Source organism: Micromonospora antibiotica, from assembly GCF_017599305.1.
Taxonomy (GTDB): domain Bacteria; phylum Actinomycetota; class Actinomycetes; order Mycobacteriales; family Micromonosporaceae; genus Micromonospora; species Micromonospora antibiotica.
Window position 1 is genome coordinate 79047 of sequence record NZ_JAGFWR010000009.1, and the last position, 12771, is coordinate 91817.

Annotated in this window: 7 protein-coding genes; all 7 read right to left on the reverse strand. The window is 68.4% G+C overall.

The genetic code is table 11. From position 1 onward, the window contains the following. Nucleotides 1–38: 38 nt before the first annotated feature. Nucleotides 39–2135 carry an elongation factor G gene (fusA, locus tag JQN83_RS17500; RefSeq protein ID WP_208568208.1) on the reverse strand — a complete coding sequence of 699 codons (2097 nt, stop codon included), beginning with the start codon at nucleotides 2133–2135 and terminating at the stop codon, nucleotides 39–41. A 75-nt stretch (nucleotides 2136–2210) separates the two neighbouring features. After that, nucleotides 2211–2681, reverse strand: a complete 471-nt coding sequence (gene rpsG / locus JQN83_RS17505; protein WP_091242043.1) for a 30S ribosomal protein S7 — start codon at nucleotides 2679–2681, stop codon at nucleotides 2211–2213. A gap of 1 nt (nucleotide 2682) precedes the next feature. Then, entirely contained in the window at nucleotides 2683–3057 is a 375-nt protein-coding gene (gene rpsL, locus JQN83_RS17510) for a 30S ribosomal protein S12 (RefSeq protein WP_007465318.1), read from the reverse strand. Between the two features lie 470 nt (nucleotides 3058–3527). Next, nucleotides 3528–3950, reverse strand: a complete 423-nt coding sequence (locus JQN83_RS17515; RefSeq protein ID WP_208568321.1) for a hypothetical protein — start codon at nucleotides 3948–3950, stop codon at nucleotides 3528–3530. 519 nt (nucleotides 3951–4469) lie between these two features. After that, nucleotides 4470–4838, reverse strand: coding sequence for a hypothetical protein (locus JQN83_RS17520; protein ID WP_208568209.1), 369 nt, complete (start codon nucleotides 4836–4838; stop codon nucleotides 4470–4472). A 134-nt stretch (nucleotides 4839–4972) separates the two neighbouring features. Next, entirely contained in the window at nucleotides 4973–8863 is a 3891-nt protein-coding gene (locus JQN83_RS17525) for a DNA-directed RNA polymerase subunit beta' (protein WP_208568210.1), read from the reverse strand. 119 nt (nucleotides 8864–8982) lie between these two features. After that, nucleotides 8983–12414 (reverse strand): DNA-directed RNA polymerase subunit beta, encoded by a 3432-nt coding sequence (gene rpoB, locus JQN83_RS17530; protein WP_208568211.1) that lies wholly within the window; start codon nucleotides 12412–12414, stop codon nucleotides 8983–8985. Nucleotides 12415–12771: the final 357 nt, after the last annotated feature.

Here is a 12771-nt window from a genome sequence, read left to right on the forward strand (position 1 = left end):
GACCTGCCCCGACTCACCGGATCAGCAGCGGATGAGCGTCACTCACCCGTCGCCTTGGCGATGATCTCCTTCGCCACGCTCTGCGGAACCTCGGCGTAGGAGTCGAACTGCATGCTGTAGCTAGCCCGGCCCTGGGTCTTCGACCGCAGGTCGCCGACGTAGCCGAACATCTCCGACAACGGCACCAGGGCCCTCACGATGCGGGCGCCACTGCGCTCCTCCATCGCCTGGATGATGCCGCGGCGGGAGTTGAGGTCGCCGATGACGTCACCCATGTTCTCCTCGGGAGTGGTGACCTCAACGGCCATCATCGGCTCGAGCAATGCCGGGTCGGCCTTGCGGGCCGCGTCCTTCATCACCATCGAGCCGGCGATCTTGAATGCCATTTCCGACGAGTCGACCTCGTGGTACTGGCCGTCCAGCAGGGTCAGCTTGACGCCGACCAGCGGGAAGCCAGCGAGGATGCCGTACTGCATGGCGTCCTGCGCACCGGCGTCGACCGACGGGATGAACTCCCGCGGGATACGACCACCGCTGACCGCGTTGGCGAACTCGTAGGTCGGCGACTCGTTGTCCAGCGGCAGCGGCTCGATGCTCACGATGACGCGGGCGTACTGGCCGGAGCCACCGGTCTGCTTCTTGTGCGTGTACTCGACCTTCTCCACCTTGCGGCGGATGGTCTCGCGGTACGCCACCTGCGGCTTGCCGACGTTGGCCTCGACGTTGAACTCGCGACGCATCCGGTCGACCAGGATGTCCAGGTGCAGCTCGCCCATGCCGGAGATGACCGTCTGGCCGGTCTCCTCGTCGAGCCGGACCCGGAAGGTCGGGTCCTCCTCGGCCAGCCGCTGGATCGCGGTGCCGAGCTTCTCCTGGTCGGACTTGGTCTTCGGCTCGATCGCCACCGAGATGACCGGCTCCGGGAAGGTCATCGACTCCAGGATCACCGGGTTCGCCGGGTCGGAGAGCGTGTCGCCGGTGGTGGTCTGCTTGAGACCCTGCACCGCGATGATGTCGCCGGCCTGCGCCGACGGACGCTCTTCCCGCTTGTTGGCGTGCATCTGGTAGATCTTGCCGATCCGCTCCTTGCGGTCCTTGGTGGAGTTGACCACCTGGGAGCCGGACTCGAGCAGGCCGGAGTAGACCCGGACGTAGGTGAGCTTGCCGAGGTGCTTGTCCGTCTGGATCTTGAAGGCCAGACCGGAGAACGGCTCGTTCTTCGACGGCTTACGCACCATCGGGGTCTCGCCGTCGGTGGCCGTACCCTCGATCGCCGGGACGTCCAGCGGCGACGGCAGGAAGTCGACCACGGCGTCGAGCATGGGCTGCACGCCCTTGTTCTTGAACGCCGAGCCGCACAGCACCGGGTTGGCCTTGCTGGCGATGGTGGCCCGCCGGATGGCGGCCTTGATCTCCTCGACGGAGATCTCCTCGCCCTCCAGGTACTTCTCCATCACCGCGTCGTCGACGTCGGCCAGGGTCTCCATCAGCTTCTCGCGCCACTCGGCCGCGGAGTCGGCCAGGTCGGCCGGGATCTCCTCGATCGCGTAGTCCTCACCCTTCTGGGTCTCCCCGCGCCAGGTGAGGGCGCGCATGCCGATCAGGTCGACGACACCGATGTGGTCGCCCTCGAGCCCGATCGGGATCTGGAGCACCAGCGGGGTGGCGTTGAGCCGGTCGATCATCATCTGCACGCAGCGGAAGAAGTCCGCGCCCGTACGGTCGAGCTTGTTGACGAAGCACATCCGCGGGACGTGGTACTTGTCGGCCTGCCGCCAGACGTTCTCCGTCTGCGGCTCCACGCCGGCCACGCCGTCGTAGACCGCGACCGCACCATCCAGCACCCGCAGCGACCGCTCGACCTCGACCGTGAAGTCGACGTGACCGGGCGTGTCGATGATCTGGATCGTGTGGCCCTTCCACTCACACTTGGTGGCAGCGGAGGTGATCGTGATGCCACGCTCCTGCTCCTGCTCCATCCAGTCCATGACGGCAGCGCCCTCGTGGACCTCACCGATCTTGTAGGTGATACCGGTGTAGAACAGGATCCGCTCGGTGGTCGTGGTCTTACCGGCATCGATGTGCGCCATGATGCCGATGTTGCGTACGTTGGCGAGCGCGTCTGCGGCGGCCACTTCAATCCCTACTTATCGTCGTCTCGACTCGACCGATGGCGGTTCCGGCGCCGGTCCGGCGCCGGAACCAGGCTGTTACCAGCGGTAGTGCGCGAAGGCCTTGTTGGACTCCGCCATCTTGTGGGTGTCCTCGCGCCGCTTGACGGCGGCACCCAGACCGTTGCTCGCGTCCAGCAGCTCGTTCATCAGCCGCTCGATCATGGTCTTTTCGCGGCGGGCCTTGGAGTAGGTCACCAGCCAGCGCAGACCGAGGGTGGTCGCGCGGGCCGGGCGGACCTCGACCGGCACCTGGTAGGTGGCGCCACCGACCCGGCGGCTGCGCACCTCCAGGGTCGGCTTGACGTTGTCCATCGCCCGCTTGAGGGTGACGACCGGGTCGGTGCCGCTCTTCTCGCGGCAGCCCTCCAGGGCCGCGTACACGATGCGCTCGGCGAGCTGACGCTTACCGCGCATCAGGATCTTGTTGACCAGCTGGGTGACCAGAGGCGAGTTGTACACCGGGTCAGCGACCAGCGGCTTCCGCGGAGCGGGTCCCTTACGCGGCATGTCAGCTCTTCTCCTTCTTCGCGCCGTAACGGCTGCGCGCCTGCTTGCGGTTGCGGACACCCTGGGTGTCCAGCGAACCGCGGACGATCTTGTAACGCACGCCGGGGAGGTCCTTCACCCGGCCGCCGCGGACGAGCACGATCGAGTGCTCCTGCAGGTTGTGACCCACGCCCGGGATGTAGGCGGTCACCTCGATCTGGCTGCTGAGCTTGACACGAGCGACCTTGCGGAGCGCCGAGTTCGGCTTCTTGGGGGTGGTGGTGTACACGCGGGTGCACACACCGCGCCGCTGAGGGGATCCCTTCAGCGCCGGGGTCTTGGTCTTGGTCGTCTTGGCCTGGCGGCCCTTTCGGACCAGCTGCTGAATGGTGGGCACCGGGTTTCTCCGCTCCCTTCGGCCGCTCACGCGACCGCGCCGTCTGCTCGTTAGCCGACCTGATGGCCGACTCTCCTACATTCCGACCGGGACCACCTCACGGAAGTCCCGGCACCCGCGGTCGGGCGTGTCGCCCGATTCACGGTTCCAGCGCGGTCGCTCGCGCGCGCACCGGATTTCTGTCACCGGCGCGTGGTCGTCCGCACGCCGGGTCCTGGGCTGTGTCGTACGGCCGCGTGATCTCCGGACCGATCCGGATCCCGCGCACGCACGAGTTGCCCGGGCATGCCCGGGCGCAAGGGGAAAGAGTACCTACCACAGCCTCGCAGGTCAAAACGGGCTGGTCCGCCGGGTCTCAGAACCCCGTCGGCCACGCCGTACGCCCTGGCTGCTCGCCCGTGGCGGGCCCCTAGGACCTCCAGTGTACCGGCTGCCGCGTGCCGCAGCCCGTCACCCCCGGGCGACGGGGGTCACGCCAGCTGCACCAGCAACGCCAGCCCCAACCCCAGCAGGCTGAGCACCAGCCCCACCCCGCCACAACTGATCCCGGCCGTGGCCAGGCCCCGACCGGTGAACCGCACCGCCGGCGGTGGCGCGGCCCGACGGATCTGCCGACGGGCCAGCAACCCGGCGACGATCGCCGCCGCGCCGGCCAGCGCGCCGGGCACGGTGAATGCGCCGGCCGCCCAGGCCCCGCCGAGCTGCGCCCCACCGACCCCGAAGCAGATCACCAGGAACGACACCAGGATCGACACCACCCCGGCGATCAGGGACCCCACCGCCGGGCCGGAGGTGACCGCCGGAACGTCGAGGTGGACCACCGCGAAGGGTGTGCCGGGGACCGGTTCGACCCGCTTAGGGGGGCGCGGGGCGTCCGGCGGTGGTGGGGGCAGCGGCCCGGGTCGGTGTCCCGAGGGCGCCGGCCAGCCCGCCCCGGCCGGCTGTCCCGGGTACGACCCGGGCGGCATCCCCGACGACCCCGCCCCGGGATACGACCCACCCGGCCCCGGGTAGGCCCCGCCCGGCGGTGGGTGGGACAGCGGGCCCCGCAGTGATCCGCCAACTGCCGGAAACGGCCCGGCGGCGGAGGGGGCCGGCTGGGCCGGCGGAGGGGCGTACCCGATCGGAGCGGCCTCCGGCGGGATTCCGGTGCCGTGGACGGGCCCGGGGAGCGACGGTGCCCCCCAGGGGCCGGCGGCCCACGGATCGGGCCGGTCGGGTGCCCCGGAGTCGTTGCCGGGACCCGGGGAGCCGGCGGGCGGTCCGCCCGGGTCGCCTCCCGACGGCGGCGCCGGTTCCGTCACGGGGTCCTCCTGTCGCGATGCGGGGTCCACCGTCACGCGACGGACACCGGCCAGGCTACCGCCGCCGCGCACCGCGGGTGCCCCCTGCCGGATCATCACCCCGACGGGTCAGTCGACGTTCGGCGCGAAGTCCTGCCCGTAGGGGGACCCGGCCAGCCGGACCACGCCGATCACCACCAGCGTCACCACCGCGACCGCGACCAGCACCAGCCCCGCCCAGGCCAACCGCTCCCCCCGCCGCAGCCAGGCCGCACCGGTGAGGAAACCACCCGAGGCGTACGCCTCCCGGCGGGCCTGCCGGGCCAACTGGAGGGCGATCGTGGCGGGCACCACCCCACCGACGAAGAGCCCGGTCAACGCCCCGATCAACCCGAGCGCGAAGACGGCCCGCGCCTTCGTGGCGCGCACCGGGTCGGGGTCGAGTGGATGACGTGGCGGCTGGTGCGCCACCGGCACCTGCCCCGCAGCGGTCGTCATGCCCACCATCATGCCCGGCCGACGGTCGTACCGGGCACTCCCCCGGCGGGCCCGGCCCCGATGGCGGGTCCCGCCGGGCCCCGGAAACGACGAAGGCCCCCGGCGTGCTGCCGGGGGCCTTCGTCAGAACTTGCTCAGCGGTACGACCCGAAGTCGAAGTCGTCCAGCGGAACTGCCTGGCCGCTGGCCGGCCCGAAGCCGTAGTCGGTCTCCGGGTAGCCGGTCATCGAGTAGACCTTGGCCTTCGCCTCCTCGGTCGGCTCGACCCGGACGTTGCGGTACTTGCTGATGCCGGTACCGGCCGGGATGAGCTTACCGATGATCACGTTCTCCTTGAGGCCGACCAGCGAGTCGCTGCGCGAGTTGATCGCCGCGTCGGTCAGCACCCGGGTGGTCTCCTGGAAGGAGGCCGCCGAGAGCCAGGAGTCGGTGGCCAGCGAGGCCTTGGTGATACCCATCAGCACCGGACGACCGGCGGCGGGCTCGCCACCCTCACCGACGAGCCGGCGGTTCTCCGACTCGAACAGCGCCCGGTCGACCAGCACGCCCGGCAGGAACTCGGTCGAGCCGGAGTCGATGACCGTCACCCGCTTGAGCATCTGGCGGATGATGATCTCGATGTGCTTGTCGTGGATGAGCACACCCTGCGAGCGGTAGACCTCCTGGACCTCCTGGGTCAGGTGGACCTGGACCGCCCGCGGACCCATGATCCGCAGCAGCTCGTGCGGGTCGATGGTGCCCTCGGTGAGCTTCTCGCCGACCGCGACGTGGTCCCCGTCGTGGGTCCGCAGCCGGACCCGCTTGGAGATCTTGTCGTAGACGATCTCCTCGCTGCCGTCGTCGGGCACCACGATGATCTTGCGGGACCGCTCGCCGTCCTCGATCCGGACCCGACCCGGGGTGTCGGCGATGGGCGCCTTGCCCTTCGGGATCCGGGCCTCGAAGATCTCCTGCACACGCGGCAGACCCTGGGTGATGTCCTCACCCGCGACGCCACCGGTGTGGAAGGTACGCATCGTCAGCTGGGTACCCGGCTCACCGATCGACTGGGCGGCGATGATGCCGACCGCCTCGCCGACGTCCACGGTCTTGCCGGTCGGCAGCGAGCGGCCGTAGCACGCACCGCAGACGCCCAGCTTCGACTCGCAGGTGAGCACGCTGCGCACCCGGACCGTCTCCACCCCGGCGGCGACGATCTTGTCGACCCCGATGGAGTTGATGTCCTGACCCCGGTGGGCCACCACGGTGCCGTCCGGCCCCTTGATGTCGTCGGCCAGGGTACGGGCGTGCACGCTGGTCTCGGCGTGCTCGTGCACGACCAGCCGGCCGCCCTCCAGACGCTCGCCGATCTGCATCGGGATCGCCCGGTCGGTGCCGCAGTCCTCCTCGCGGATGATCACGTCCTGCGAGACGTCCACCAGACGACGGGTCAGGTAACCCGAGTCGGCGGTACGCAGCGCGGTGTCGGCCAGACCCTTACGGGCACCGTGGGTGGAGATGAAGTACTCCAGCACGGACAGACCCTCCCGGTAGCTGGCCTTGATCGGCCGCGGGATGATCTCGCCCTTCGGGTTGGCCACCAGACCACGGATCGCCGCGATCTGCCGGAGCTGGAGCAGGTTACCGCGGGCACCCGAGTTGATCATCTTCCACAGCGGGTTCTCCTGCGGCAGCGCGGTGTCCATCTCCTTGGCGACCTCGTTGGTCGCCTTGGTCCAGATCTCGATGAGTTCGCCGCGACGCTCCTCGGCGGTCATCAGACCACGCTGGTACTGCTTGTCGATCCGGTCGGCTTCCGCCTCGTACTTCGCCAGGATCTCCGCCTTGCGCGGCGGCGCGATGACGTCCTCCATGCCGATGGTGACGCCGGACCAGGTGGCCCAGTGGAAGCCGGCCTCCTTGAGCCCGTCCAGGGTGGCGGCCAGCGCCACCTTCGGGAAGCGCTCGGCGAGGTCGTTGACGATCGCGGAGAGCTGGCCCTTGCGGATCTCGTAGTTCACGAACCGGTAGCCCTGCGGCAGCGTCTCGTTGAACAGGACCCGACCCAGCGTGGTCTCCACGGTCAGCGGCTGACCCTCGACCCAGCCCTCGGGGGCGACCCAGGGCTCGCCGCCGTTGCCGTTGTCGACACCGATCACGTCCCGCAACCGGATCTTGACCGGGGTCTGCAGGTGCAGCTCGCCCGCGTCGAAGGCCATCCGCGCCTCGGCGTCCGAGCTGAACGCCCGGCCCTCACCGATGCCACCCGGGGTCAGGTGGGTGAGGTGGTAGAGACCGATGACCATGTCCTGGGTGGGCATGGTGACCGGCTTGCCGTCGGCCGGCTTGAGGATGTTGTTCGACGACAGCATCAGGATCCGCGCCTCGGCCTGGGCCTCGGCCGACAGCGGCACGTGCACCGCCATCTGGTCACCGTCGAAGTCGGCGTTGAACGCGGTGCAGACCAGCGGGTGGATCTGGATCGCCTTGCCCTCGACCAGCTGCGGCTCGAACGCCTGGATGCCCAGACGGTGCAGGGTCGGCGCGCGGTTGAGCAGCACCGGGTGCTCGCCGATGACCTCTTCCAGCACGTCCCACACGACCGGCCGCTGCCGCTCGACCATCCGCTTGGCGGACTTGATGTTCTGCGCGTGGTTGAGGTCGACCAGCCGCTTCATCACGAACGGCTTGAACAGCTCCAGCGCCATCTGCTTGGGCAGGCCGCACTGGTGCAGCTTCAGCTTGGGGCCGACCACGATGACCGAACGGCCGGAGTAGTCGACGCGCTTGCCGAGCAGGTTCTGCCGGAACCGGCCCTGCTTGCCCTTGAGCATGTCGGACAGCGACTTGAGCGGGCGGTTACCCGGACCGGTGACCGGCCGGCCCCGACGGCCGTTGTCGAACAACGCGTCGACGGCCTCCTGGAGCATCCGCTTCTCGTTGTTGACGATGATCTCGGGGGCGCCGAGGTCGATCAGCCGCTTGAGCCGGTTGTTCCGGTTGATCACACGGCGGTACAGGTCGTTGAGGTCGGAGGTCGCGAAGCGGCCACCGTCGAGCTGCACCATCGGGCGCAGGTCCGGCGGGATGACCGGGACGCAGTCCAGCACCATGCCCAGCGGCGAGTTGCGGGTGTTCAGGAACGCCGCGACGACCTTCAGCCGCTTGAGCGCGCGGATCTTGCGCTGGCCCTTGCCGGAGCGGATGGTCTCGCGCAGGCTCTCGGCCTCGGCGTCGAGGTCCATGTTCTGGACCAGCGCCTTGATGGCCTCGGCACCCATGCCGCCGGTGAAGTACTCGCCGAACCGGTCACGCAGCTCGCGGTAGAGCAGCTCGTCGGTGACCAACTGCTTCGAGTCGAGCTTGCGGAAGGTGTCCAGGACCTCGTCGAGGCGGTCGATCTCGCGCTGGGCCCGGTCGCGGATCTGGCGCATCTCGCGCTCTCCGCCCTCCTTGACCTTGCGCCGGACGTCCGCCTTGGCACCCTCGGCCTCCAGCTCGGCCAGGTCGGCCTCGAGCTTCGCGGCCCGCTTCTCGATCTCCGAGTCGCGGCTGTTCTCGGACTGCCGCTTCTCGGCGAGGATCTCGTTCTCGATCGTCGAGAGGTCACGGTGACGCGCCTCGGCGTCCACGCTCGTCACGACGTACGAGGCGAAGTAGATGATCTTTTCGAGGTCCTTGGGGGCGAGGTCCAGCAGGTAGCCCAGCCGGCTCGGGACGCCCTTGAAGTACCAGATGTGGGTCACCGGAGCGGCCAGCTCGATGTGCCCCATCCGCTCACGGCGGACCTTGGACCGGGTCACCTCGACGCCACAGCGCTCACAGATGATGCCCTTGAACCGGACCCGCTTGTACTTACCGCAGTAGCACTCCCAGTCCCGCTGAGGGCCGAAGATCTTCTCGCAGAAGAGCCCGTCCTTCTCCGGCTTGAGGGTGCGGTAGTTGATCGTCTCAGGCTTCTTGACCTCACCGTGCGACCACTGGCGGATGTCATCCGCGGTCGCGAGGCCGATACGCAGCTCGTCGAAGAAGTTGACGTCGAGCACTATGTCCCCTATGTCGTCGTCTGTACAGCTAGATCACGGGCGGGGGTGGGGGCCGGCCGACTCACGTCGGACTCACGCCTGACCGCCCGAACGAATCGGCCGACCCCCACCGCCACCACCTACACCTCTTCGACCGAGCTCGGCTCGCGCCGGGACAGGTCGATGCCCAGCTCCTCCGCGGCCCGGAACACCTCGTCGTCGGTCTCGCGCATCTCCAGGGCCACCCCGTCGCTGCTGAGCACCTCGACGTTCAGGCACAGCGACTGGAGCTCCTTGAGCAACACCTTGAACGACTCCGGGATGCCCGGCTCGGGGATGTTCTCGCCCTTGACGATCGCCTCGTAGACCTTGACCCGGCCCAGGACGTCGTCGGACTTGATGGTCAGCAGTTCCTGCAGGGCGTAGGCGGCGCCGTACGCCTGCATGGCCCAGCACTCCATCTCACCGAAACGCTGGCCACCGAACTGCGCCTTACCACCCAGCGGCTGCTGCGTGATCATCGAGTACGGACCGGTCGAACGCGCGTGGATCTTGTCGTCGACCAGGTGGTTGAGCTTCAGGATGTAGATGTAACCGACCGCGATCGGGTCGGGCAGCGGCTCGCCGGAACGACCGTCGAACAGCTGCGCCTTGCCGGAGGAACCGATCAGCTGCTTGCCGTCCCGGTTGGGCAGGGTCGACGAGAGCAGACCGGAGATCTCCTCCTCGCGGGCACCGTCGAAGACCGGCGTGGCCACGTTGGTGTCCGGCTCGGACTCGTGCGCCTCGATCGACCGGAGCTGACGCTTCCAGTCGGTGTCGTCGCCGTCCACGCTCCAGCCCGTCTTGGCCACCCACCCGAGGTGGGTCTCCAGGACCTGGCCGATGTTCATCCGGGACGGCACACCCAGCGGGTTCAGCACGATGTCGACCGGGGTGCCGTCCTCCAGGAACGGCATGTCCTCGATCGGCAGGATCTTCGAGATGACACCCTTGTTGCCGTGCCGGCCGGCGAGCTTGTCGCCGTCCTGGATCTTGCGCTTCTGGGCGACGTACACCCGGACCAGCTCGTTGACGCCCGGCGGCAACTCGTCGCCGTCCTCGCGGGAGAAGGTCCGCACCCCGATGACCGTGCCGGTCTCGCCGTGCGGCACCTTCAGCGAGGTGTCCCGGACCTCACGCGCCTTCTCACCGAAGATCGCGCGGAGCAGCCGCTCCTCCGGGGTCAACTCGGTCTCGCCCTTCGGCGTGACCTTGCCGACCAGGATATCGCCGGGGACGACCTCCGCGCCGATCCGGATGATGCCGCGCTCGTCGAGGTCGGCGAGCATCTCCTCGCTGACGTTCGGGATGTCCCGGGTGATCTCCTCCGGGCCGAGCTTGGTGTCCCGGGCGTCGACCTCGTGCTCCTCGATGTGGATCGAGGTGAGCACGTCCTGCTGCACGAGGCGCTGCGACAGGATGATCGCGTCCTCGTAGTTGTGGCCCTCCCAGCACATGAACGCCACCAGCAGGTTGCGTCCGAGCGCCATCTCGCCCTCGTCGGTGCACGGACCGTCGGCGATGACCTGGCCGGCCTCGACGCGGTCGCCCTCGAAGACGACCGGCTTCTGGTTGACGCAGGAGCCGGCGTTGGAGCGGCGGAACTTGTGCAGCAGGTACGTCCGGCGGTGGCCGTCGTCCTGGTGGATGGTGATGTAGTCGGCGCAGAGATCCTCGATCATGCCACCGACCTCGGCCACCACCACGTCACCGGCGTCGACCGCGGCACGGTATTCCATGCCGGTGCCCACCAGCGGCGACTCCGCCTTGACCAGCGGCACCGCCTGACGCTGCATGTTGGCGCCCATCAGCGCGCGGTTGGCGTCGTCGTGCTCCAGGAACGGGATCATCGCGGTCGCGACCGAGGTCATCTGCCGCGGCGACACGTCCATGTAGTCGACGGCACCGGGGACCACGTCCTCGGTCTCGCCACCCTTACGGCGACACAGCACCCGGTCCTCGGCGAACGTGCCGTCCGCCTTGAGGGGCGCGTTGGCCTGCGCCTTGACGAACCGGTCCTCCTCGTCCGCGGTCAGGTAGTCGATCTGGTCGGTGACCCGACCCTCGACGACCTTCCGGTACGGCGTCTCGATGAAGCCGAACGGGTTGACCCGGGCGAAGGTGGACAGCGCGCCGATCAGGCCGATGTTCGGGCCTTCCGGCGTCTCGATCGGGCACATCCGGCCGTAGTGGGACGGGTGCACGTCACGGACCTCGAAGCCGGCCCGCTCCCGGGACAGACCACCCGGGCCGAGCGCGCTCAGCCGCCGCCGGTGGGTCAGGCCCGCCAGCGGGTTGGTCTGGTCCATGAACTGGGACAGCTGCGACGTACCGAAGAACTCCTTGATCGCCGCCACCACCGGGCGGATGTTGATCAGGGTCTGCGGCGTGATCGCCTCGACGTCCTGGGTGGTCATCCGCTCGCGGACGACCCGCTCCATCCGGGAGAGACCGACCCGGACCTGGTTCTGGATCAGCTCGCCCACGGTACGCAGGCGACGGTTGCCGAAGTGGTCGATGTCGTCGGCCTCGTAGCCGTCCTCACCGGCGTGCAGCCGGCAGAGGTACTCCACGGTGGCGACGACGTCGTCCTCGGTGAGCGTGCCCGTGGTGATCGGCACGCTCAGCTCGAGCTTCTTGTTGAACTTGTAGCGCCCGACCTTGGCGACGTCGTACCGCTTCGGGTTGAAGAAGAGGTTGTCGAGCAGGGTCTGGGCGTTCTCGCGGGTCGGCGGCTCGCCAGGGCGGAGCTTGCGGTAGATGTCGAGCAGGGCCTCGTCCTGGCCGGCGATGTGGTCCTTCTCGAGCGTGGTCATCATCAGCTCGGACCAGCCGAACTTCTCGCGGATCTGCTCGGCGGACCAACCGATGGCCTTGAGCAGGACCGTGACGGCCTGCCGGCGCTTACGGTCGATGCGGACGCCGACCGTGTCGCGCTTGTCGATGTCGAACTCCAGCCAGGCACCCCGACTGGGGATGACCTTGACGCTGGAGAGGTCGCGGTCGGAGGTCTTGTCCGGCTCCTTGGAGAAGTACACGCCCGGAGACCGGACGAGCTGGCTGACCACGACGCGCTCGGTGCCGTTGATGATGAAGGTGCCCTTGGGCGTCATCATCGGGAAGTCACCCATGAACACCGTCTGGCTCTTGATCTCGCCGGTGGTGTTGTTGGTGAACTCCGCCGTCACGAACAGTGGGGCGCAGTAGGTCAGGTCCTTCTCCTTGCACTCCTCGATCGAGGCCTTGACCTCGTCGAAGCGCGGTGCCGAGAAGGACAGCGACATGGTGCCGGAGAAGTCCTCAATGGGACTGATCTCGTCGAGGATTTCCGCGAGACCCGAGCGTGCGTGCGGGTCGTCCGCCGACCGGCCCTGCCAAGCCTCGTTGCCGACGAGCCAGTCGAAGGACTCGTTCTGGATGGCAAGGAGGTTGGGGACCTCGAGGTGTTCGGTGATCCTGCCGAAAGAAACTCGGCGGGGAGCGAAAGCGCTCGACGTACGACTGGTCTTCGCAGGGCGGGAAGCTGCCAAGATGCGTCCTTCCGAGGACCGGTGCTGCAGAACGGCTGGTACGCGTGCACTCCAATGACCCCACCAGAAATATCCGTAACCGGACATTTCCGAGCAGGGGTCAAGTCGGAAGGCAGCGCAAACTAGCAGTGTAGCCGAGAGGCTAACCGCTGTCCAGCCCATCCCGCAGGTCGTCGCGGAACGTGCCTCGGCACCCCGGAAAACCGGGGTCGCACCGGCCGCTCGGAACGCGAGTTCCTGTCGGGCCGCTCGGATGCAGCGGCTGCTGGTACTGCCGCAGCCAATACCCAAGAGGTGGCCGTCGCAAGCGCGGAAGGTCTTGCTGGTGTCAGCGTGCCTGGCAGGTCGGGGCCACGT

What these genes read in the sequence shown, in the direction of transcription:
- rpsG (WP_091242043.1), bottom strand. Translation starts at nt 2,681, where the DNA reads ATGCCGCGTAAGGGACCCGCTCCGCGGAAGCCGCTGGTCGCTGACCCG.
- JQN83_RS17520 (WP_208568209.1), bottom strand. Translation starts at nt 4,838, where the DNA reads ATGACGACCGCTGCGGGGCAGGTGCCGGTGGCGCACCAGCCGCCACGT.